The 22,052-nt window shown below is 63.5% G+C and carries 22 protein-coding genes; 14 read left to right on the forward strand and 8 right to left on the reverse strand.

Annotated features, from left to right (window positions below):
• Positions 1-60: 60 nt before the first annotated feature.
• Positions 61-951: a LysR family transcriptional regulator gene (locus tag NKJ81_RS02580; RefSeq protein WP_352539528.1), complete on the forward strand. Its 891-nt coding sequence runs from the start codon at positions 61-63 to the stop codon at positions 949-951.
• On the opposite strand, the gene NKJ81_RS02585 is transcribed toward NKJ81_RS02580, so the two are convergent.
• Positions 941-2,785, reverse strand: coding sequence for an aminopeptidase P family protein (locus NKJ81_RS02585; protein WP_352539529.1), 1,845 nt, complete (start codon positions 2,783-2,785; stop codon positions 941-943). The two genes, NKJ81_RS02580 and NKJ81_RS02585, sit on opposite strands and share 11 nt — an antisense overlap.
• A 200-nt stretch (positions 2,786-2,985) precedes the next feature.
• Between NKJ81_RS02585 and NKJ81_RS02590 the strand changes: the two genes are divergently transcribed.
• Positions 2,986-3,165: a hypothetical protein gene (locus tag NKJ81_RS02590; protein ID WP_352450114.1), complete on the forward strand. Its 180-nt coding sequence runs from the start codon at positions 2,986-2,988 to the stop codon at positions 3,163-3,165.
• A 39-nt stretch (positions 3,166-3,204) separates the two neighbouring features.
• Here NKJ81_RS02590 and NKJ81_RS02595 read toward each other — a convergent pair whose 3' ends face one another.
• Both NKJ81_RS02595 and NKJ81_RS02600 read right to left on the reverse strand, forming a co-directional pair.
• Complete coding sequence (locus NKJ81_RS02595; protein ID WP_352539530.1) at positions 3,205-4,077, reverse strand: 50S ribosomal protein L11 methyltransferase; 873 nt, start codon at positions 4,075-4,077, stop codon at positions 3,205-3,207.
• An 11-nt stretch (positions 4,078-4,088) separates the two neighbouring features.
• Entirely contained in the window at positions 4,089-4,667 is a 579-nt protein-coding gene (locus NKJ81_RS02600) for an SCO family protein (RefSeq protein WP_352539531.1), read from the reverse strand.
• 205 nt (positions 4,668-4,872) lie between these two features.
• Between NKJ81_RS02600 and NKJ81_RS02605 the strand changes: the two genes are divergently transcribed.
• The 3 genes from NKJ81_RS02605 to NKJ81_RS02615 all read left to right on the forward strand — a co-directional run bounded on the left by NKJ81_RS02605 (position 4,873) and on the right by NKJ81_RS02615 (position 6,698).
• Positions 4,873-5,358, forward strand: a complete 486-nt coding sequence (locus NKJ81_RS02605; protein WP_352539532.1) for a CreA family protein — start codon at positions 4,873-4,875, stop codon at positions 5,356-5,358.
• Between the two features lie 96 nt (positions 5,359-5,454).
• Positions 5,455-6,096, forward strand: coding sequence for a DapH/DapD/GlmU-related protein (locus NKJ81_RS02610; protein ID WP_352471576.1), 642 nt, complete (start codon positions 5,455-5,457; stop codon positions 6,094-6,096).
• 170 nt (positions 6,097-6,266) lie between these two features.
• The gene (locus NKJ81_RS02615) at positions 6,267-6,698 is read left to right on the forward strand and encodes a low affinity iron permease family protein (protein WP_031211766.1); all 432 of its coding nucleotides are present in this window, start codon (positions 6,267-6,269) and stop codon (positions 6,696-6,698) included.
• Between the two features lie 69 nt (positions 6,699-6,767).
• Here NKJ81_RS02615 and NKJ81_RS02620 read toward each other — a convergent pair whose 3' ends face one another.
• The gene (locus tag NKJ81_RS02620) at positions 6,768-7,640 is read right to left on the reverse strand and encodes an SDR family NAD(P)-dependent oxidoreductase (RefSeq protein WP_352539533.1); all 873 of its coding nucleotides are present in this window, start codon (positions 7,638-7,640) and stop codon (positions 6,768-6,770) included.
• A gap of 130 nt (positions 7,641-7,770) precedes the next feature.
• On the opposite strand from NKJ81_RS02620, the gene NKJ81_RS02625 reads away from it, so the two are divergent.
• On the forward strand, positions 7,771-8,052 hold the full coding sequence (locus NKJ81_RS02625; RefSeq protein WP_023676741.1) for a hypothetical protein: 282 nt from the start codon (positions 7,771-7,773) through the stop codon (positions 8,050-8,052).
• A gap of 7 nt (positions 8,053-8,059) precedes the next feature.
• Here the strand turns inward: NKJ81_RS02625 and NKJ81_RS02630 are convergent, their stop codons facing one another.
• The gene (locus tag NKJ81_RS02630) at positions 8,060-8,635 is read right to left on the reverse strand and encodes a TMEM175 family protein (protein ID WP_023676740.1); all 576 of its coding nucleotides are present in this window, start codon (positions 8,633-8,635) and stop codon (positions 8,060-8,062) included.
• A 156-nt stretch (positions 8,636-8,791) separates the two neighbouring features.
• Between NKJ81_RS02630 and NKJ81_RS02635 the strand changes: the two genes are divergently transcribed.
• Positions 8,792-10,000: an MFS transporter gene (locus NKJ81_RS02635; protein ID WP_352539534.1), complete on the forward strand. Its 1,209-nt coding sequence runs from the start codon at positions 8,792-8,794 to the stop codon at positions 9,998-10,000.
• Between the two features lie 9 nt (positions 10,001-10,009).
• On the opposite strand, the gene NKJ81_RS02640 is transcribed toward NKJ81_RS02635, so the two are convergent.
• Positions 10,010-11,482 (reverse strand): MATE family efflux transporter, encoded by a 1,473-nt coding sequence (locus tag NKJ81_RS02640; RefSeq protein WP_352539535.1) that lies wholly within the window; start codon positions 11,480-11,482, stop codon positions 10,010-10,012.
• A 193-nt stretch (positions 11,483-11,675) separates the two neighbouring features.
• Here NKJ81_RS02640 and NKJ81_RS02645 point away from each other — a divergent pair, with 193 nt between their 5' ends.
• A complete protein-coding gene (locus NKJ81_RS02645; protein ID WP_352471581.1) occupies positions 11,676-12,461 on the forward strand; it encodes a L,D-transpeptidase in 786 nt (261 codons plus the stop codon).
• A 146-nt stretch (positions 12,462-12,607) separates the two neighbouring features.
• Here NKJ81_RS02645 and NKJ81_RS02650 read toward each other — a convergent pair whose 3' ends face one another.
• Entirely contained in the window at positions 12,608-14,086 is a 1,479-nt protein-coding gene (locus NKJ81_RS02650; RefSeq protein WP_352539536.1) for an esterase-like activity of phytase family protein, read from the reverse strand.
• A gap of 248 nt (positions 14,087-14,334) precedes the next feature.
• On the opposite strand from NKJ81_RS02650, the gene NKJ81_RS02655 reads away from it, so the two are divergent.
• Genes NKJ81_RS02655 through NKJ81_RS02680 form a run of 6 tightly spaced genes read left to right on the forward strand, consistent with a single transcriptional unit; the run spans position 14,335 to position 20,822 of the window.
• Entirely contained in the window at positions 14,335-15,324 is a 990-nt protein-coding gene (locus NKJ81_RS02655) for a TIM barrel protein (RefSeq protein ID WP_352539537.1), read from the forward strand.
• A gap of 41 nt (positions 15,325-15,365) precedes the next feature.
• A complete protein-coding gene (locus tag NKJ81_RS02660) occupies positions 15,366-16,424 on the forward strand; it encodes a sugar ABC transporter substrate-binding protein (RefSeq protein ID WP_352539538.1) in 1,059 nt (352 codons plus the stop codon).
• Positions 16,425-16,480: 56 nt separating this feature from the next.
• The gene (locus NKJ81_RS02665) at positions 16,481-18,007 is read left to right on the forward strand and encodes a sugar ABC transporter ATP-binding protein (protein ID WP_352539539.1); all 1,527 of its coding nucleotides are present in this window, start codon (positions 16,481-16,483) and stop codon (positions 18,005-18,007) included.
• A 16-nt stretch (positions 18,008-18,023) separates the two neighbouring features.
• On the forward strand, positions 18,024-19,001 hold the full coding sequence (locus NKJ81_RS02670) for an ABC transporter permease (RefSeq protein WP_352539540.1): 978 nt from the start codon (positions 18,024-18,026) through the stop codon (positions 18,999-19,001).
• Positions 18,998-19,873 carry a MurR/RpiR family transcriptional regulator gene (locus NKJ81_RS02675; protein WP_023721163.1) on the forward strand — a complete coding sequence of 292 codons (876 nt, stop codon included), beginning with the start codon at positions 18,998-19,000 and terminating at the stop codon, positions 19,871-19,873. The genes NKJ81_RS02670 and NKJ81_RS02675 overlap by 4 nt, the downstream gene beginning before the upstream one ends.
• A gap of 31 nt (positions 19,874-19,904) precedes the next feature.
• The gene (locus NKJ81_RS02680; protein WP_352539541.1) at positions 19,905-20,822 is read left to right on the forward strand and encodes a ribokinase; all 918 of its coding nucleotides are present in this window, start codon (positions 19,905-19,907) and stop codon (positions 20,820-20,822) included.
• Positions 20,823-20,832: 10 nt separating this feature from the next.
• Here the strand turns inward: NKJ81_RS02680 and NKJ81_RS02685 are convergent, their stop codons facing one another.
• Positions 20,833-21,858, reverse strand: coding sequence for a LacI family DNA-binding transcriptional regulator (locus NKJ81_RS02685; protein ID WP_352539542.1), 1,026 nt, complete (start codon positions 21,856-21,858; stop codon positions 20,833-20,835).
• Between the last annotated feature and the right edge of the window lie 194 nt (positions 21,859-22,052).

The following is a 22,052-nucleotide window of genomic DNA, read 5'->3' on the forward strand; positions in this document are numbered from 1 at the left end:
GGAAAGGCATAATCAGTTAAAATGAATAATTAAGATCGTTATGTTCTCCAGGAGAGATGTATGGATTTGGCCGATCTGCGCATCTTCCGCACGGTGGTGCGCGAGGGCGGAATCACCAGGGCGGCGGAAAAACTGTTTCGCGTGCAGTCGAACGTGACCACACGCATCCGGCAGCTCGAGGAGGATCTCGGCGTGCAGCTGTTTATCCGGGAGGGCAAGCGCCTGCACGTATCGCCGGCCGGTCACAGATTGGTCGGCTATGCGGATCGGCTGCTGGCGCTTGCGGAGGAGGCGCGAACGGCGATGCTCGATCCACGCCCGCGCGGCACTCTTCGCCTAGGTGCCATGGAGAGCACCGCCGCGGCACGGCTTCCAAGTCTGCTCGCCGAATACCATGCACGGCATCCCGAAGTGGAAATCCAGTTGCGCACCGGCAATCCGCAGGTTCTCGCGACCGCCATGCTTGCCGGCGAACTCGATGCAGCCTTCGCCGCCGAGCCGATCGCTGACGTTCCGTTCGAAAAGCTGCCCGCATTCCACGAGCAGCTGGTCATTGTCTCGGCGGCATCGCGCGTTTCGGTCGAAGACCACCTGGACATGCCCAAAACCATGATAGCCTTCGAGCACGGCTGTCCGCACCGCAAGCGGCTGGAACAATGGTATGCGCGCAGAGGGTTCATGGCCGAGAAAACCATCGAGCTTGGTTCATACCATGCCATCCTTGGTTGCGTGGTGGCTGGCATGGGCATAGCGCTGATGCCGAAAAGCGTGCTTTCGGGTTTTCCGGAAAGCCGCTGGCTAAAGCTGCACGAACTGCCCGCTGACGAAGACAATGCCGTCACGGTGTTGTTCTGGCGCAAGGGAGCCGGTTCTCCCAACGTCACCGCTTTGCAGGGACTGCTTGCGGAGCAAAGCCTGTCAACCGGCGTTGTCGCCGCGGCTATTGCTTGAAGTCGTGCGGCAGCGGCGCGGTTGCCTTTTCCAGCCAGGCCAGCGTTTCGCCGTCGAGCATCGGTCCGATCTCGGCCAGTACGCGCGCATGGTATTCGTCAAGCCAATGCAACTCGTCGCGGGTTAAAAGGTCCGATCGGACCAGCCGCTTGTCGATCGGCGCCAGCGTCAGTGTCTCGAAGCCGTGCATGGCGATGTCGCCGCCCTCGATTGCCTCGGCCGGTGTCACCAGAATCAGGTTCTCGATGCGGATGCCGTAGGAACCTTCCTTGTAATAGCCGGGCTCGTTGGAGACGATCATGCCGGCCAGCAGCTTCTCGGTACCGGTCTTGGCGATACGCTGCGGGCCCTCATGCACGGCAAGATAGGAGCCGACACCGTGCCCGGTGCCATGGGCGAAATCGCAGCCGTGTCTCCATAGCACCAGGCGCGCCACTGCATCGATTTCGGAGCCGCGCGTGCCCTGGGGGAAGCGCAGCATGGAGATGCCGATCATGCCTTTCAGCACCAGCGTGAAGCGCTCGCGCATCTCCTCGGTTGGCGCGCCAATCGGAACCGTGCGGGTAATGTCGGTGGTGCCGTCCTGGTACTGCCCGCCGGAATCGAGCAGGAACAGCTCGCCATCCCCCAGCTTGCGATTGGTGGCGCGGGAGACGCGGTAGTGCATGATAGCGCCGTTAGGACCAGCGCCGGAGATGGTATCGAACGATACGTCGCGCAGCGGCATCTGCGTTTCTTCGCCGGTCTGACGGCGCGTCTCCTCAAGCCTGGTGACAACGGCGATTTCGTCGAGCGTGCCGGGCTTCTGGCGGTCGAGCCAGCACAGCAGCTTGGCGACCGCGGCGCCGTCGCGGCGATGTGCGGCGCGTGCGCCGGCGATCTCAGCTTTGTTCTTTGTTGCGCGTGGAATGCGGGCCGGATCGGCCGTGGCAATGACGGTGCCGCCATTATCCTCGACCAGCATTCTGAGCTTGTCCGCCGCGAGAACCGGGTCCAGCGCGATTTTTGCGCCGCCCTTGGCCCGGGTGACGATTGCCGATTCGAATTCACCTGGTTCGTGCAATTCGGCGAGCTGCGTCAGGTAGGCCGCGACGGTGCGCGAAAACTTGCGCTGGTCCATGAAAAGCAGATGCGAGCCGTCGGCGGCGAGCACGGCAAAGCCGAGCGCCAGCGGTGTGTGCGGTACGTCGCCGCCACGGATGTCGAACGCCCAGGCAATGGAGGAGGGGTCGGTCAGCACGGCATGGGTGGCGCCGTCCTTCTCGATGGCCGCTGCCAGCCGCACCAGCTTGTCCTTGGCCAGTTCGCCGGCAAAGCCGATCGGGTGGATCTCGACCGGTGCCAGTGGCGGCCCGGGCTGGTCCTGCCAGATCGCGTCGATCGGATTCTCTTCGAGCGGCACCAGTATCGCGCCGGATTTCTCGGCCGAGGCTTTCAGCGCCTTGACGTCGCTGATCGTATGGAGCCACGGATCGAAGCCCAATCGCACGCCCTTGCCGAGATTGTCCTTGATCCAGTTGGCCGGCGGGTTGTCGACAAGGCTCTCGATCGAAAAGATGTCGAGATCGACCTCCTGGCGCACCTGCAGCGTGTAGCGCCCGTCGACAAACATGACGGCGCGCTCGCCAAGCACAATGGCGACGCCGGCCGAGCCGCTGAAGCCGGTCAGCCATTTCAGCCGTGCCGAGCGGTCGGCGACATATTCGCCCTGGTGCTCGTCGGCACGGGGCACGATGAAGCCATCCAGCCCGTTCGCCGCCAACCATTGGCGCAGCATTGCCACGCGCGGCTTGCCAACGGCCGGATCGCCGGCGGAATCGAAGGTCTGGAACATGTCGGCTCTCCTCGAATGCTGGCGCGACCGTAGCGCATGACTTCGAAAATCGGAATCGATTTTCGGACCGATCATTCCCGGTTGCTGCGTGTCTCTTTGCGCATGGACGCCATGCAGAATCGACGATTTCAAAAAGCGTCAGCGGAGCTTACCTTCTTAATGTGGAGGAAAAGTCCTGTTGCCCTGCAAAGGAGACCGTCATGTCCACGATTTCACCTAGACGCGGATTTTTCAAAAACGCTGTGAAAGCGCTGATCGAAGCTCGCCAGCGCGAAGCGAGCCGGTATGTAAGCGGCGTTCTGCTTGGCTTTGACGACGAAACGCTGAAAGCTCACGGCTACGATCGCGAACAGCTAAAGAAAGCGGCGAACTCGCGCTAAGTCTGAGCGGATTCCGGCTTGCGTTGAAGGCGTCGCGCCTCAGCGCTTGAGGTGAATCGTCACCCAGCCCTCGCGGTGCAAGGTGCGGACGTGCCGGAATTTCTGGGCGACATAGGCCGCGATTACCGCATCGCGCTGGCGCTCGAGGATGCCCGACAAAACAATCGAGCCACCGAGCGCGATATGCTCCGCCATTTGCGGCGCCAGGCGCATCAGCGGCCGCGCCAATATGTTGGCGACGATCAAGTCGAAGGGCGCGCGCGCGGCAAAGATCGGGTGGTGGAATCCGGGCGCCGTCACTGTTTCGACGAGCCCCTTGACGTGGTTCAGCCGCGCATTGGCGGCGGCCACCTTGACGGCGACCGGGTCGATGTCGGTCGCCAGCACCGATATATGCGCGAGCCTGGCCGCTGCGATCGCGAGCACCGCGCTGCCGGTGCCAAGGTCGAGCGCGTTGCGCGGATGCTCGCGCCGTACGACCTGCTCCAGCATTTCGAGGCAGCCGGCGGTGGTGCCGTGATGACCGGTGCCGAAAGCAAGGCCGGCCTCGATCTCTATGGCGATTTCGCCGCTGTGGCGCTTCCTGCGGTCATGCGCGCCATGGACGAAGAAGCGCCCGGCCCGCACCGGCTTCAATCCCTCCAGCGAGCGCGCCACCCAGTCGATGTCGGGCAGCGTTTCGCGCGCTATAGGCTTCGACAGCGACAGTCCGGCAAGTACATCCCTGAGCTGCGCCTCGACCGCATCGACGTCGTCGCCGGCATAGAGCGATACTTCGTGGATGTCGCGGTCCTCGTCGACCTCGAGCACTGCAATCGGCAGGCCCTCATCGTCGAACGCCGCACCAAGCGCCGCGAAAATGTGATCAGCCTCGATCTTGCCCGCGGTGAAATACAAACGCGTCTGCGTCATTACCGGATGTGTCAACCTTCCGCCGCCAGCCGTTTGAGCTTGGCGATGGCGGCGTCCGGGCTTTCGCCATAGGCAATAGTGCCGGCGAATTCGCCCTTGGCATTGAGCAGCAGCACCGAAGCGGTGTGGTCCATCGTGTAGTCGCCGTCGTTCGTGTCGACTTTCTTCCAGTAGATGCCGAAGGACTTGGCCATGGCGTGGACCTTATCCGGATCGCCTGATATGCCGAGGATGCGATCGGAGAAATTGCTGACATAGGTGTTCATGATTTCCGGCGTATCGCGCTCCGGGTCGACCGTAACGAAATAGGCACGCAGGTTCTTGCCGTCGTCGCCCATCGTCTTCAGCCAGCCGGCCAACTCGAAAAGCGTGGTCGGGCAGACTTCCGGACAATGCGTGAAGCCGAAGAAGATGACGCTGGGGTGGCCGCGAAACGCGGCTTCGGTGACCGGCGCGCCCTTCTGGTCGACCAGCGTAAACGGTGCTCCGAACGGCTCGCCGCCATAATGTCCGCGGTACCAGTCGAAGGTGAGCCAGCCGATGCCAGCGGCCATCAGGACGAGAATACCGACCAGAATTGAACGCATCATCAGTGAAGTCCGTCGTTATTTCCATCGGGCGCCGGGTTGGCGCCGTGAAGGCCCTGGCTTGGCGAACACTCTTAGCGGTTCGGTCGCGCCGACGCAAAGATGTCGCGTTGCCGCAACCGGCAATCCTGTGGGAGGCGATCTGCTTGCAAAGCGCTGCCGTTCGTCCCACCTGAGGTCGGCAAAATTCGAACCGCAGGAGGCCTCTTTGCGAAAACTGATTGGCGGCGCGTTAGCCGCATGCCTGGTCATTGGCGCCGGCGCGGCGGCCGAGGAAGTCGGCAAGGTCGGCGTCGATTGGCTCGGCAACGATATCATCGTCGAGGCGATCAAGGATCCGAAGGTCGAGGGCGTGACCTGCCACGTCTCGTATTTCGACCGTGGCATGATCGACCGCCTGCAGAAAGGCAACTGGTTCGAGGACCCGTCCGATTCCTCGATCTCCTGCCGCCAGACCGGGCCGATCACCATTGGCGACATCGACATGAGCGAGGCCGGCGAGGAGGTGTTCAAGCAAGGCATCAGCCTGATCTGGAAAAAGCAGGTGGTGAACCGCATCTACGACAAGGCCAACGAGACGCTGATCTACCTGTCGCATTCGCGCCAGGTGCAGGATGGCTCGGCAAAAATGTCGGTCACCACCGTGCCGCTCTACGGCCAGAACGTAGTGTGGACCAGCGGCAAGCCGAAATAGAGACTGAAGGTGCTACGGGGTCCTTGGCGCGTCCAAGCGGATGCGCGGCGCTGCACTCGGCTTGCGAGACTTTGCGCGCGGGCGTAAAGCGCCCGCATGGACCGTCCTGAACACCTTGTCCTAAAAGATCCCGAGCCGCGCATCCATCCGACGGCGGAGCTGAAGGCGTGCAAGCTTGGACGTTATGCGTCGATCGGCGAGCGCGTCATCCTGCGCGAGGTGATGGTCGGCGACTTTTCCTACTTCGAGCGCCACGCCGAGGCGATCTATACGACGATCGGCAAATTCTGCTCGATCGCCGCCAACAGCCGCATCAATGCGCTGGAGCATCCGGTCGAGCGGCTGACGCAGCACAAAATCAGCTATCGGCCCAACGAGTACTTCCGCTGGCTGGGTGTCGATCAGGCATTCCGCGACCGGCGGCGGGCGAGAGCCGTCAGCATCGGCCACGATGTCTGGATCGGCCATGGCGCCGTGATCATGCCGGGCGTGGCGATCGGCAATGGCGCGATCGTCGGTGCCAACTCGGTGGTGACGCGCGACGTGCCGGCCTATGCAATCGTCGCCGGCGTTCCGGCCACGCCATTGCGGCAGCGCTTCAGCGCGGGAACTGCGGCCCGGATCGAACGTCTTGCCTGGTGGGACTGGCCGGTCGAGAAACTGGCCAGGGCAGTCCCCGACATGCAGGCCTTGCCCATCGAGGCTTTCCTCGACCGCTGGGAAAACGGCGCCCCCTGACTTCGGGGCGTATCTGCAAGCGGTCCGACGGCCTGCGCGATCTGCTCCTCCAACAATGTACCCGCGATCTTCCGCCACGAGGGAACCAGGAGCGGCTGCCAACTGTTTCTGCAGACACAATGAACTCGGCTTCCGTCCGGGTTCGTCGCCCGGCTGTTGAGGGAGTTTGAATGATTGAGAAGCTTTTCACCAGGATCGCCAACAACGTCGCCCATTTTGCCGGCCTGCCGCCGACGTTTGCCGTCTGTTTCCTGATCATCGTCGTCTGGGCGGCAAGCGGGCCGATGTTCGGCTTTTCGGACACCTGGCAGCTCGTCATCAACACCGGCACGACGGTCGTCACCTTCCTGATGGTGTTTCTCATCCAGAACACCCAGAACCGCGATGGCGCCGCGATCCAGGCGAAGCTCGACGAATTGATCCGGGTCAGCACAGCCCAGAACACCTTCATCGGTATCGAACACCTGACTGAGACCGAGGTCGAAGAGATCCGCAAGAAATGCGAACAGGCAGCGAAGCGGCATGATCAGAAGCTTGCCGAGTTGGCAGCCGAGAAAGCCATGGCGAAGAAGCGGAACACGAAGAAGCACGCAGCGGCGTGATATAAAGGTCCGGCGCATACCTGCGAAGATCGGATCCGATTCTTTGCTCTGGTGATCTTCGGTTCGGGATCATGCGCTGCGTGTCATGAATGCCGCGAAAGCATCCTTGTAGTCCGGATGCCAGCGCGACAGAGCAGGACGGTTCTCAATGATATCGCCAATTGCCCAGGCCATGCGCTTTTCGTCCATGGGCCGGGTCGCCTCGTTATCGGGACACAGGATGTAGAAATCGCCACGCAGCAGCGAGGCCAGCATGAAGTCGATGACCTGCTCGCCGGTCCAGGCGCCGGCCGGCTTTTCGGTCGCACCTTCGGTCAGGCCGGTAAAAGTGAACCCGGGAATGAGCAAATGCGCCGCGACATTGGCGCCGGGCTCGTTGCGCAGCGCGTGTGCAAAGCCCTCGGTATAGGTCTTCACGCCAGCCTTGGAGACGTTGTAGGCGAGGTTGCCAGGCGGCGTGGTAATGCCTTGCTTGGAGCCGGTGTTGACGATCAGGCCGGGCTTTCCCGCCGCCAGCATGCGCGGCGCGAAGGCCTCGACGCCATGGACGACGCCCCAGAAATTGATGTCCAGCAGTCGCTTCCAGGCGTCACGGTTCTCCCAGGGCTTGCCGGGGTTGTTGCCGACGCCGGCATTGTTCATCAGCAGCGAGACGTCGCCGAAAGTGCCGGATGTCCGTTCGGCCAGCCGGTCGAGGTCTTCGGCCCTCGAGACATCGGTGGCGACGGCAAGTACGGCGCTCTGCCCGCCGATAGCAGCGACGGCGCGGGCAGCCTCATCAAGGCGTTCGCCGCCGATATCGGCCAGCACGATCTTCATGCCCATCGCCGCCAGCCGTTTGGCGGCGGCAAGGCCGATGCCGCTGGCCGCGCCGGTAATGACGGCGACATTGCCGGAGGCAAGTGCAGGCAGGGCGGTCTGGATCTCGGCGTCGGTGGTCATGATTTTCTCCTGTTCTGGCCGCGGCGAACTTAGCGCGGAAAAAGGCTCGCGCAAGCCGGTCCCGGCATCTTCGGGTTGACCGCATCGGCGGGCGCTGCGCATGCTGATATCGAAAAAGGAGACCTGACGATTGACCGACTGGATCGAGATCCTGAAAGAACAGACCGCCACCGGCGACCAGATGAGCCGCGAGGTACCGCAGATGCTCGCCAATCCCGACATCAGCGAAGCGCAAGTTATGACGCTGTTTTCGGCGCTCGAAAAACAGGCCGAATTCGTCGAAAAGCTGCGTATGGCGCTGGAAAAATTCGGCCATGATTTTTCAGTGATCAAGGCGGCCGAGCGGCTGGAGGAGCGCTACGCCGACCTTGCCGCGTCGGTAGCGGAAAAGCTGAAAGCAATGCGAGGCTAGACGGGGCCTATTTCTCGATCAGCCGCTCGAAGCGCCTGTCCGGCACGAACCAGATCATCGCCACCAGGACATAGATCGAGACACCGATCCAGTGATTGACGAAGGTCAGCGCGATGGCGGAAAGATAGAGGACCAGCGAGATCTTTCCCTTGAGGTCATTGCCCAACGCCCTGGCGAAAAGGGTCTCGTTGCCGTGCAGTCGATGCAGGGCCATGGTGAGGATGTTGAAGCCGATGGCGCAGAGCGCCAGGTCGACGCCATAGACGGCAACCGGCACCGGCGCGAAATGGTTCTCACCCATGAAGGCTGTCGTCGCCGGCATCAGCGATAGCCAGAACAGCAGGTTGAGGTTCGCCCACAGCACGCGGCCGTCGACCCGCTGCACGGTATGGAACATGTTGTGCAAATTGTTCCAGTAGATGCCGACATTGATGAAGGACAGCACATAGCTGAGGAAGATCGGCCAGAGTGGTGCCAGCGCGGAAAAATCCTCGCCATGCGGCACCTTCAATTCCAGCACCATGATGGTGATGATGATGGCGACCACGCCATCGGTGAATGCCTCGACTCGTCCCTTGCCCATGAATCTCCCCTGACAATCCGCTGAAGTTAAAAGAGGATCTCGCTCAGCGCCATCGGCAAAGCTGCCAAACTTGTCAGGAGCAAGCCGGGGAGGGGGAACGGCTGACGCGAAAAAGGCGTTAGGATGTCAGATCCCGAACAGCAAAAGGTCGAAAAAATGACCGCTCACGCTCAAGTCATGACGCGCGATTACGAACTCGGCGGCCGCGCTGCAGCGGCCACCGTGGCCGCTATGATCGCGGCTCTTTTCGCCGGCAGCACGGCGCTGACGCCGCTTTACATCATCTACAAGCAGGTCTTCGGCTTCTCACAGATCACTTTGACGCTGGTCTACGCCGTCTATGTCATCGGCAATCTGGCGGCGCTGCTGATGTTGGGGCGTGTGTCCGATGTCATCGGGCGCCGTCCAATGGCATTGGCCGGGATGGCGGTGGCCGTGGTCAGCGCGGTGGTTTTCCTGTTCGCCGAAAATGTCGCATGGCTCGACATCGCCCGAATTCTGAGCGGACTGGGAATCGGCGTCGGCGCGGGCACCGGCACCGCCTGGCTCGCCGAATTGCTCCCGACCGACGACAAGTCACAGGCGGCGACGATTGCCACCAGCACCAATTTTCTCGGCCTCGGCCTCGGTGCGCTGGGAGCCGGGTTGCTCGCCGAATACGCGCCTTGGCCGCTCAGGCTGACATTCGTCGTCTACCTGGCGATCCTCGCGACTGTAACCCTGCTGGTCTGGCGCACGCGGGAAACCGTTTCGCGGCCGGGGAAACTGGCTGACGTTTCGATGCGGCCGCGCCTTTCCGTGCCCGATGCCATCCGCGCAAATTTCGTTGCGCCGGCGGTGACAGGCTTTGGCGCAATGGCGCTGGTCGGCTTTTATGCAGCACTCGCACCGAGCATTTTGGCGCAGCAACTGCAGGTAACCAACCATGCCGAAGCCGGCGCTCTGTTCTTTGAATTGGCGATCGTGACGGCCGCCACCATTGTAGCGACGGCGCGTCTTTCGAGCCGAGCCGCGATGTTCGCGGCGCTTGCGCTGATGATCCCAACCGTCGCGCTGATTGTTGCGGCGCAGGTCTTCGCCTCGATGACCATAATGATTGCCGGCACCGCCTTGTGCGGCGTGGCGGCAGCGCTCGGCTATCGCGGCGGCTTGCAAGTGGTGAACGAGATCGCGCCGGCGGACCGGCGCGCCGAAGTCGTCTCGGCCTTCTTCATCTGCTGTTTTTGCGGCAACGCGCTGCCGGTCATCGGCATCGGCGTTCTGTCGACGGTGGCAGGTGCGACCGCGGCAAGCGTGGCCTTTGCCGGCATGATTGTCGTCTTTTCCCTGGTCGCTCTCGGGTTTGGCGCGAAATACGCGCGCTGAGCCGACCTTTCAGCCGTTCGGTGTCTCGGGCGAAAGGTGCGCGCGCTGGCGCGGTACGCCGAGGCCGGTATCCGGCGGTTCGCCGGCAGCCGGCCGGCTCTCGATCATGTGCAGGCTGCGCCAGCGGCCGAAGCGATAATAGGCCGCGGCCAGCACGAGCGAGGTTATAGAGCCAGCCGGAAAGCTCCACCACAGAGCTTCCTCGCCGATCACGCTTCGGAAGAAATAGGCGAAGCTGGTGCGCACCAGCAGCACCGAGATCACCAGGATGATCAGCGGCGGCATCACCGCGCCGGTGGCACGCACGGTGGCGAAGAGCACGATGGTGATGCCGAACAGGATGAAGGACCACGACGCGATCTTGTTGATGTGAGTGGCGATGTCGATTGCTGCACTGTCGCTGCCAAGGAAGAGGCTGAGCACCGCGCGATCGAATACGAACAGCAGCGCGACGAGCATCCCGGTGAGCACAAGGTTGAAGCCGACGCCGGAGGTGGCGATGCGTCCAATCCGGTCCCAGCGCCTGGCGCCGACATTTTGCGCCGCCATGGACGACACCGCGGCGCCGATGGCGAGCGCCGGCATCTGGATATAGGTCCAGAGCTGTGCGGCTATGCCGTAGGCAGCCGCGACCTGCGAGCCGTACGAGTTGACCATGCCCATCACCGTCAGCGCCGCGGCCGAAACGACGATCATCTGCAGGCCCATCGGCACGCCCTTGAAGACGACGATGCGCAGCAGCGCCGGGTCCGGCCGCAGCAGAGCGAGATTAGGGCCGGCCAGCCGCAGCGGGTGCTTGCGCGCATAAAGCACGATCAGGATGGCAACCACGCTTACCGTCTGGCCGATCAGCGTCGAGGTGGCCGAGCCGGCGATGCCGAGTTCGGGGAACGGGCCGATGCCGAGGATGAGCAACGGGTTCAAAACGACGTCGAGCATGACGGCCAGCGCCATGAACAGGAAAGGCGTGCGCGAATCGCCGGCGCCGCGCAGCACCGTCATGACGAAGGACAGCAGGTTCATCATCGGCACGGCGAGGAAGATGATGCGCAGATAGGAGCGCGCCAGCGGCAACGCGTCGGCCGGCGTGCCGAGCGCATCGAGGATCGCATCGACCCAGATCCAGCCGCAGACCGCGAACACCACCGAGACGAGGAAGAAGAAGGTGGCGCTGGTTCCGACGATGCGCCGGGCTTCGGGCAGGTCACGAGCGCCGACGGATTGTGCGACCAGGATGGTCGCCGCCATGCCGATGCCGAAGACGGTGCCGAGGATGAGAAACAGCACGAGGTTGGCATTGGACGTGGCGGTCAGCGCCGCTTCACCGAGGAAACGGCCGACCCACACGGCATTTATCGAGCCGTTGAGCGACTGCAGCACATTGGAGCCGAGCACCGGCAGGGCAAACAGCAAAAGGGTGCGCGGGATAGGCCCACTGGTGAGGTCGCCGGTCTGCCGGCGCTGGGGCATGTTGTCGTCCATGGCAGGCAACTCGGCGAAGGCTTGTCTTGAGTCCGCAATGATTGCCGATTTAACGGGAGAGGTCGATGCGGCGCTGCAAATTCCGCCTGGTGTGCCTTGATCTAAGCATTTCTCAAACCTTCCGGAATCGTATATTGATCCCGCACGCGTGGGGCCGCATTTTCCTGGATCTCATGGGTAAGCCGGGGGGCTCATGTCCGATATTCCGTTGTTTTTTGAGCGCCTGAACCGGCGCGCCTTTCTTGGTGCATCCGCTCTGGGCGCGGCCTCCGTGGCTCTTTCGTCGTGCACTACGACGGACGTGGCGGCGCCGGTGCCCGCGGCACCAAGCGATCCGGCTTTCGGCGATGCCGCAAGCATGTATGCCGCGCGCATCGACGAGGGCTATCAACTGCCGGCAATCCCGGTAGCCAAGGTCGATCCGAAATTCGTGCGGCAAATCGTGGCCGACCCGACTGGAGAAAAACCCGGCACGATCGTCGTCGATACTTCCGAGCACTTCCTCTATCTGGTGCGCGACGGCGGCAAGGCAATTCGCTATGGCGTCAGCCTCGGCAAGGCCGGTTTCGGATGGACCGGCAGCGCCGTGGTTCAGGCGAGAAAGAAGTGGCCGGTCTGGACGCCGCCGCCGGAAATGATCCAACGCCGGCCGGAACTGGCGAAATACAAGGACGGCATGCCGCCCGGCCCGCAGAGCCCGCTTGGTGCCCGCGCGCTGTATCTCTTCCGTGACGGCAAGGACACGATGTATAGGCTGCACGGCACGCCGGAGTGGGATTCCATTGGGAAGAACGCTTCCTCCGGCTGTGTGCGCTTCATGAATCAGGACATTATCGACCTCTACAGCCGCGTCGACGGCGTCGCGCCGGTCTTCGTGCGCCCGAACCTGTCGGCCGCCGGGAAGATCGCCGCCGTGTCGAACAGGACGGCCGAGCCGATCGATGCCGGCGTGCCAAAGGACGCGGAGATGTTGAGGTAAGTGCCTTCGACTGGATCGTCAGTCGCAGGTTTTGCAACGCACTAGGACACCGTCCTTGCGCGGGCGAGCCGCAACTGAAGGGCACGACCGCTCAATCGCGCCAGCTCAGGCGGACGCGTTCCGCGCGTCCGCCTGAGTGGGTGCCGCTACTTCTTGGCGAGGCCTGGGAGCGTGACCTGATAGACCAGGAACATGGTGTCGACATCGGCGCCATCCTCGGCCTTGTAGGCCGCGCCGACCTGGAAGCCGTCCTGCGTGAGGAAGTCATTGTCATTGGCGACGAACAGGAAATAGTCGTCGGGCAGCTTTGGATCGAGGACGCTCACCACCGACATCGCCTCCCATTTCTCCGAAAGGTTGTTGCGGTCGTTGGGCGCGCCATTGTGCAACCCGAAGCGGCCGAGCTCGGACTTGTCGTTGATATCGATGAACGGCGTCAGCTTGGCCGGCGTCACCGATGGATCGAGCTCACCCTTGGGTGCCAGTGGCTTGTCCTTGTCGAACTCTGTGCCGGCGATATCGGTTGCCGCCGACACATCGACGACGCTGATCTCGCGATGGAGCGAAGTGTCGCCCTTCAGCCCCTGGCCATTGCCGCTGTCGCGCGCCAGCATCAGGAAGGTCTTGTCCGACAGCGCCACGATTTCACTCTGCGCGGCGATCTTGGTTTTGCCCTTGGCATCGGTGAACACCGGCAGCGGCACGACATATTCATGCGCGAGCTTGAGCTGGCCGGGATCCGAGGCATCGTAGACCAGCGCGCGCGTGTTCTGGCGCGTCGAGGCGGAATCGCCGCCATCCTGCCTTGGGGCCGACTGCAGCACGGCAATCAGGAACTTGTCGTCCGGCGTCAGCGCCATGCCTTCGAGGCCCTGGTTGTTCTGACGGCCGGTTTCGGGATCCTTCGGATCTGGGTCTGCCGCGCCAGGTCCCGGATTGTTGGAAGCAAAGTTTGGCGTCCCGTGACGCATCGGGACAAGCGCCGCCGGCGGCTGCGTTGCCGACATCAGACGCCCATCGGCGGAGAAGCGGTAGATGTTCGGACCGTATTCGTCCGAGATGAACATCGTGCCGTCGGGCAGCCGTGCGATCGCTTCGTCATCGAGCGCGAGCTTGCCGTTGGCTTCGGGCAGGATCGGCATGTCGTCGGTCGCGGCACGCACGCCGTTGAGCGGATCGAGGCCGGTTGCGTCGGTACCCTTGTCGTCGGTCAAAAGCATGGTGTCGGCAAGCGTCGCGGTGAGGCCCGATTGTTCCTGGCCGGTGGCCGGTGCCGCACCCGGCGCGATCGGCGCGAACTCGAGGGCGATCGTGTTGAGGCGCGGACGGTAATCGGTGGTGCCGACGACATTGTAGCCGCGATCCGGCAGCAGCCACAGCGAGCCCTTATAGCCATCGGCGCCACGCGTCCAGCCGGCAGCGTCGATCGACATACCCGAGCCCGAGCCAAACGTCTCGCCGAACTTGTCCTTCTGGCTGGCCGGGATGCGGCCGACACCGACCAGGCCCTTGTTGACGAAGCTGACGCCGCCGACGGTCGCGGCGTTTTCAGCCAAGGCCGGGGTCAAGGCGGTGAACATCGCCAGCGCGACGGCGAGGGACGCGGTTCGGTGCAGGTTTTTCATGGATATCCTCTTTTGAGACAAAGCTGCCGGGATCTGAAAAAGCGCCGCGTGGCATCGAGGATGCCGCGAAAGCCTTCGGAGAAGCGATCTAGGACGCGAACATGATACTTGCGTGACAGTGCCGCGCTCGCTTGTCCCCCATGGTCGCAACTGGCCTGGGTATGGCGAATTCGTCGTCGCCGAGCGAGCAATTAACGACTTTACAAATAATCGTTATAATGTAAAGTTATGACAATGAAAGGTCCCCGATGACTGCCTATCGTTTCGCCACCCGCCTCAATTCCTTTGCCTCGCGGCCACAGTCCGAGTGGCCCGATCTTGTCGGCAAACCGTCCATGCTGCAAATGGCGGCACGTGCGGCGAAGGTTGCGGAGTTGACCGATCTCGACCTCAACTACCCCGACCATGTCGATGAAAAGCCTGCGGAAATAGCGCGCAAACTCGGCGATATCGGGCTTTCCATCAATGGTTTCGCCATGCGCTACTATTCCAATCCGGCTTTCAAGCTCGGCGCCTTCACCAACCCGGATCCTGCCATTCGCCGCGAAGCCATCGACCTGACCAAGGCCGGCATCGACGCCACCCGCGAGGCGGGCGCCAGCCTGATGACCTTGTGGCTCGGGCAGGATGGCTTCGACTATGCCTTCCAGGTGGACTACGCAGCGCTCTGGCAACACGAAATCGATGGCATTCGTGAAGTTGCGGCGCATGATCCGGGCTGCCAAATCAGCCTTGAATACAAACCCAACGAGCCGCGCTCCTACAGCCTGATGCCAGATGCGGCGACTACATTGCTGGCGATCCGCGAGATCGGCCTGCCAAATCTCGGCGTGACGCTCGATTTCGCCCATGTGCTCTATGCCGACGAGCAGCCGGCCTTTGCCGCAGCACTCGTGGCGCGACACAGCAAGCTGCTCGGCGTGCATCTCAACGACGGCTACGCCAAGCGCGACGACGGCCTGATGGTCGGGGCCGTGCATACGCTGCAGACGATCGAGCTGCTCAGGCAGATCCGTCGAGACGGCTATGCCGGCGCCATCTACTTCGACACGTTCCCCGACATGACCGGGCTCGACCCGGTCCACGAATGCGAAGTCAACATCGCGACTGTCAAGCGCATGCTGCGCTTCGTCGATCGGCTGGAAAAGGACAATCGGCTGTCCACTGCCGTCGACCGTCAGGACGCGGTCGCCTCGCAGGCCATCATCCAGGAAGCCATGCTCGGGCCGGACAGCTGAGGCCGGCGGCATAGACCGTTTTTCAACAAGGGAGGAAGATCATGAAATTTCTACTTGCCACCGCTGCCGCTGCCCTGATGGCGCTGTCCATCGGCTCGGCTTTTTCCGCGGACCTCGCGCCGCTCAATTCCGACACCGAGAAGGATCGCATCGACTGGTCGCAGCTCGAGGCCAGGTTCGGTGCGTTCCCCAAGCTGCCCGAGGGTACCAAGGCGGGTGCGGTCTCCAAGACGCTGACCAATGAATACTGGCGCTCGCTGGGAGAGGGCTACAAGTCGTTCGGCGACCGCACCGGCGTGCCCGTCGTCTACCAGGCAGCGCAGAGCGAGGGCGACCAGCTCGGTCAGCTCACCATCGCCGAAGGCCTGGTCACACAGGGCTACAACGTGCTGCTCGTCTCGCCGCAGACCGACTCCAACCTGCAGCCGATCATGGAACAGGCCAAGGCGGCCAACGTGCCGGTGGTCAACGTCAACGACGCGGTCATCCCGCAGGCCGAGCATTATGTCGGTAATGTCCAGCGCGACAACGGCGTGCGCGTCGCCAAATGGTTCATCAAGAACCGGCCGGACGGCGGCAAGGTCGCCATCGTCGAAGGCCAGGCCGGCGTCTACGCCGCCGTCCAGCGCACCGATGGTTTCAAGACAACGATCACCGAGGCCGGCAAGTTCGACGTCGTCGCCAGCGTCCCCGGTAACTGGGATCGCCAGACCTCCTACGACGCGGCCACCAACATCCTGCAACAGCACCCCGATCTGATCGGCTTCTATGCCAACAATGACGGCATGGCGCTGGGCATCGTCGAGGCGGTCAAGGCTGCCGGGCTGCAGGACAAGGTTGCGGTCTTCGGCACCGACGGGATCTCCGACGCCTATGCCTCGATCCGCGCCGGCGAGCTGACCGGCACCGTCGATTCGTTCCCGGTGCTGACCGGCGAGGTGGCGCTGGAATCTGCGCTGCGGCTGGTGGCCGGGCAGAAGCTGCCGCGCGTCGTCGCCACGCCGCAGGCGCTGATCACCAAGGACAATGCCGACCGTTACTCTGGCGCCGGCGACGCCGTGCGCAAGGCGCTGCTCGAGGACGCGGCAGCGGGCCAGTAGAGCAGGGCCGGCAGGTGCCGGCCTTGGGTCGGCACCTTGCCTGGAGAACCGAAGCAATGTCAGCGCGGCTGCAATTCGAGGGCATTTCCAAAGAGTTTCCGGCTGTGCGGGCGCTGAGCGACGTGTCGTTTTCGGTCGGCGCCGGCGAGATCCATGGCCTGCTCGGTGAAAACGGCGCCGGCAAATCGACGCTGCTGCGCATACTGTCAGGCGTCTACCGACCGACGGCGGGAAGCGTGCTGATCGACGGCAAGCCGGTGACGCTGAACAATCCGGTCGCCGCACGCGCCGCGGGCGTGGCGATGATCCATCAGGAATTACAGCAGGTGCCACGCCTCAGCGTCGCCCAGAACATGTTCCTCGGCCATCCGTTGACGCGCGGCGGCGTCTTCGTCGCACGGCGCGAGCAGGAAAGCCGCGCTGCGGAAGCGCTGGCCGCCATCGACCCGACCATCGATCCGGCAGCCCCGCTTGGCTCGCTGAAGGTGGCGCAGCGGCAGATCGTCGAGATCGCCCGGGCGCTGCTCGACCGCGCCAGGATCGTGGCGATGGACGAGCCGACGTCGAGCCTCACGCCGAGCGAGTTCGAACGGCTGGCGGAAGTCATTGCCGGTCTGGCACGCGACGGTGTCGCCGTCATCTATGTCTCGCACAAGCTGGACGAGGTGTTCGGCATCTGCGAGCGCGCCACTGTCATGCGCGACGGCGTTGTGGTCGAAACCGTCGATCTCGCGCAGGTGTCGGAAAAGGCCGTCGTTTCGATGATGGTCGGCCGCGAGCTTGCCCAGGAACAACACCGCTCGCATGCTTCCCCCGAGATCAGGCTGAGCGTGCGTGGCCTCGCCTCGGCAACCAAGGTCCGTGACGTTTCGTTCGACCTGCATCACGGCGAGGTGTTGGGCATTGCCGGCCTGGTCGGGTCCGGCCGCACCGAACTGCTGCGGCTGCTGGCCGGCGCCGACCGGGCCTCATCAGGCGCAATAGAGATCGACGGCAAGGCGGTAAAGCTTTCCAGTCCGCGCGACGCCATCGCGGCCGGCATCGGCCTGGTGCCGGAGGAGCGCAAGCGCGAAGGCATCGTGCCGTTGCGGTCGATCTCCAGCAACATGGCGCTGGCCTCGATGGGCGTGTTCGCGCCGCGCGGCGTCATCGATCACAAAAGGCTGAAACGGGTCGCGGCCGAGAAGATGAAGCGGGTCAATCTCAGGCCGTTCCTGCTCGACCGGCCGATCCGCCTGTTCAGCGGCGGCAACCAGCAGAAAGCGATCATCGGCCGCTGGCTGGCGGCGGGAACGCGGATCCTTCTGTTCGACGAGCCGACGCGCGGCATCGATGTCGGCGCCAAGGCGGAGATCTACCACCTGATCGAGGAACTCGCCGCCGAAGGCCATTCGGTAATCGTCGTGTCGTCAGAACTCCCCGAGGTGATCCGGGTCGCCGACCGCGTGCTGGTCATGCGCGACGGCACGGTCGCCGCCGAACTGGACCGCGCAAGTCTCAGCGAACACGCGATCGCCGCGCACGCCATACCCCAAACGGAGATTGAGACCGGCAAGGCGCAAGGCCATCGGGCCGGTGCATAACGGACAGGACCAGCGGATGACCGATATAGCCCAACACACAGCAGCGCGCCCAAGGGCAGATTTCCTGCACCGGTTTTCCGTGCGCGACGCCGGCACGCTGATCGGCCTGGTGGTGATCCTTGCCGTCTTCGGGGCGCTGGTCCCCGGCTTCTTTGCCGAGCGCAACCTGATCAACATCCTGCAGCAGTCGAGCATCAATGCCTGCCTGGCGTTGGGCATGACGCTGGTCATCATCTCGGGCGGCATCGACCTGTCCGTCGGGCCGACGGCAGCGCTTTCGGCGGTCATCTCGGCCTCGATGCTGGTTGCCGGTGTGCCGTTTCCGCTGGCCATCGCCGCCGGCTTCGCCATCGGCCTTGCCTGCGGACTGCTCAACGGCGTGCTGGTCGCCTATGTCGGGCTGCAGCCCTTCATCGTCACGCTGGGAACGCTCAGCACCTACCGGGCGCTGGCGCTGATCTATACCGGCGGCAATCCGGTGCTCGGCCTGCCTGCCGGCTTCCGTGCCATCTTCAATGGCTCGCTGTTCGGATTGCCGTTGGCGGTCATCATCGTGGCCGTGGTCGCGCTGATTGCCTGGATCATCCTCAAGAAGACGCCGTTTGGCGAATTTCTGCTCGCCGTCGGCGGCAATGAGGAGGCGGCCTACATAGCCGGCGTGCCGATCGCCCGCACCAAGATCGCCGCCTATATGATCTCGGGCCTGCTGGCAGCGCTTGCAGCGCAGATCCTGATCGGCCGGCTGGGTGCGGCCGAACCCATTCTGGGCAATCTCTGGGAGCTCGACGCCATAGCAGCGGCGGCGATCGGCGGCGCCTCGCTGATGGGCGGCAAGGGCAGCGTCGTCGGCACCATCCTGGGTGCCATCATCCTTGGCAGCATGCGCAACGGCCTGACGCTGATGAACGTGCAGTCCTTCTATCAGCTCCTGGCAACTGGCCTTATAATCCTCGCCGCGATGCTTATCGATCGCGTGACGAGGGGACGTGGATGACCTTGACCGGGCTGGACCTGAAAGCAGTAGGACCGCGCATTCGCATGATGATGCCGCATCTGACGCCGCTCGAGGCGAAGGTGGTTGAAACGGTCTTCGGACGGCGCGGCTTCGACGAGACCATACCGCTCAAGCAGATCGCCGAGGAGGCCGGTGTCTCGGAGGCGATGGTGGTCAAGATCGCCAAGAAGCTGGGTTTTTCCGGCTATCGCGACTTTCGCACGGCGGTCTATGAATACAGCCGCCTGCCGACCGCCGAGATGCATCAGGAGCTGTCGGTGGACGACAGTTCGGCCGAGATCGTGCAGAAGGTGTTCCGCACCTCCATCCAGGCGCTGGAGGAGACGCTCGCCATCCTCGACATGGACGATTTCGACCGTGCCGCCGATCTGCTTTACCGCGCCAGGAATCGCGATTTCTACGGCGTCGGCGGCTCGGCGCAGATCGCACGCGACGTCTCGCATAAATTCCTGCGCATCGGCATCCGCACCTCTGTCTACGACGATTCGCACATGATGTTGATGTCGGCCTCGCTGCTCGGCGCCGACGACATCGCCGTCGGCTTCTCGCATTCAGGCAACACGAGCGCTGTTATCGACGCCATCCAACTTGCGCGCAAAAGCGGCGCGCGCACGCTGGCCATCACCAACTATGACAACTCGCCATTGGCAGCCGTCGCCGACATCGTGCTTTGCTCGACCGCCCAAGGCTCGCCGTTGATGGGTGAGAACGCAGCCGCGCGCATTGCCCAGCTCAACATTCTCGACGCGCTGTTCGTCGCGGTCGCGCAACGCGACTACCAGGCGGCGGAGCGCAATCTCGGCCGCACCATGTCTGCCGTGACGTCGAAACGGAAAGACAAGAACTCATGAAAGGCAAGCGGCTCATGAAGGTGTGGGGCACATGACGGCTCCTCGGCCGCTGGTGACCGTATTCGGCAGCCTGCATTACGATATCATGGTCGAAGCCCCCAATCGCCCGCGCAAGGGCGAAACGGTCACCGGCCATGCCTGGCATCCGAAATGCGGCGGCAAGGGCAGCAACCAGGCGGTGTCGGCAGCGCGGGCCGGCGTGCGTGCGGCGATGATCGGAGCTGTCGGCGACGATGATTTCGGCCGCGCGCTTCTCGACAATCTCGATCGCAACGGCGTCGACCAGCGCTTCGTGGGAGTGGCTTCGGGCGCCGGCTCGGGCATGAGCGTAGCGATTTTCGACGACAGCGGCGACTATGGCGCGGTGATCGTCTCGGGCAGCAATCTCACTCTCGGCGAAAAGGACATTATTGAGGCGGCCGAGTTGATCGCGCAAACGGCGGTTCTGCTGCTGCAAAACGAGGTACCGGAAGCCGCCAACATTGCCGCGGCGCGAGCGGTGAAGGCGCATGGCGGCCGCGTCGTTCTCAATGCGGCGCCGGCGCGAAAGCTGACAGCCGAACTGATCGCGCTGACCGACATCGTCATCGTCAACGCCATCGAGGCGGAGTTCCTGGCCGGCGTTTCGGTCGTCGACACGCTCGAGGGTGCTACGAAGGCGGCTGGCATGCTCGTCGGTTTCTATCCGGCTGCAATCGTCACGGCCGGCGGCGAGGGCGTTGCCTATCGCGACCGCGACGGCCAGGCATTCGCCTTGCCGGCGATGCCGGTGGAGGTGGTCAGCACCCACGGTGCCGGTGATGAATTCGTCGGCGCCTTTGCGGCGTGGCTTGCGCGTGGAGAGCCCGTCGAGGCGGCACTTGGCGCCGCCAACGCCGCCGCTGCCTCGCTGGTCGCAACGCCGGAGCGCGAGCGCGGGGGTCTTGATCAATCTGAGCCTGCTCAGTGAGCGCCGCGATTCAATCGCTGTCGCGCGCGATCAGTTCCAGCGGCCAGACTTCACGGATGATGCGTGCGCCTTCGGCGCCGGCGTAAGCCGGGATCGATGCCAGCAGCATTTCGGCCAACCGCTCGCCCATCGGCTCGAGCGCCGGGCGGAAGCCGGTCAGCGCCGGGGAAAAATAGCGGCAGAGCGGGGTGTCGACGATGACGATCACCGCAACGTCGTGGCCGGGCCTGATGCCCGCCTCGGCCAGAGCCTTGCAGCCGCCAAGCGCCATCGCGTCGTTGTTGAAGATGATGGCCGTCGGCGGGTCCTTGGAGTGCATGACCTTCGGCGTCACGGCGTAGCCGCCGGCCTCGTTGATGAAGCCGTCGGCGATCAACTCGGGGTCGAACTCGATGCCGTGCCGCCGCAACGCCTTGCGATAGCCGGCGAGGAACAGATAGCCGAAATTGAGGTCGAGCGACGGGCGGATGGCGGCGATGCGGCGGTGACCGCGCGCGACGAGACGATCGACCGCGTCAGCCCCGGCTTTTTCGAAATCGAGGTCGAGCGAGGGATAGGAATCGCCGCCGGAGCGGCTGCGGCCGAGCGTCGCGAACGGGAAACCAGCCTGGGTCAGATAGTCGATGCGCTCGTCCTCGCGCCGCGTCCAGGCCAGCACTACGGCATCCGCCCTGCGGGTCTCGACGACACGGCGCAGGCGCTCCTGCTGATAGTCGCCCGGCGCGCCCATCACTACGATCAGGTCAAGGCCGCTTTCGGCGAGCTTGGCCTGCAACCCGGTCAGGAACGGAATGAAGAACGGCTCGCCATATTCCTGGTCGCCCGGATGCGGCTGCAGCATGAAGGCGATCGAATGGGTGGCGCCGCGCCGCAGGCTGCGGCCGGACTGGTTCGGTGAATAGTTCAGCTTCTTGGCCGCATCGAGCACGCGCTGGCGCGTGTCGGCATTGACGTCGGCGCGGCCGTTGAGCGCGCGCGACACCGTGCCGATGGAAATATTCAGGTGACGTGCAAGGTCGTGAATACTGGACGCCAAAGGACAGTTCTCCCCCTTGCTTGGCTAGCACCGGCTGCTCTCCGGGCCAAGCCGACGCCACGATTTTTCACAGCCGGCCAATTGACATTCTACGCCATCGGGTGTGTTCTCGTAAACGTTTACGGAAGAACGTTTGCGGCTCTGCCGTGAACGCCGTGACGATCGGTCTGGAGGGGCCGAGAGGGAGGAGTGCT

It is taken from the genome of Mesorhizobium sp. M0018 (assembly GCF_040323955.1).
GTDB lineage: Bacteria > Pseudomonadota > Alphaproteobacteria > Rhizobiales > Rhizobiaceae > Mesorhizobium.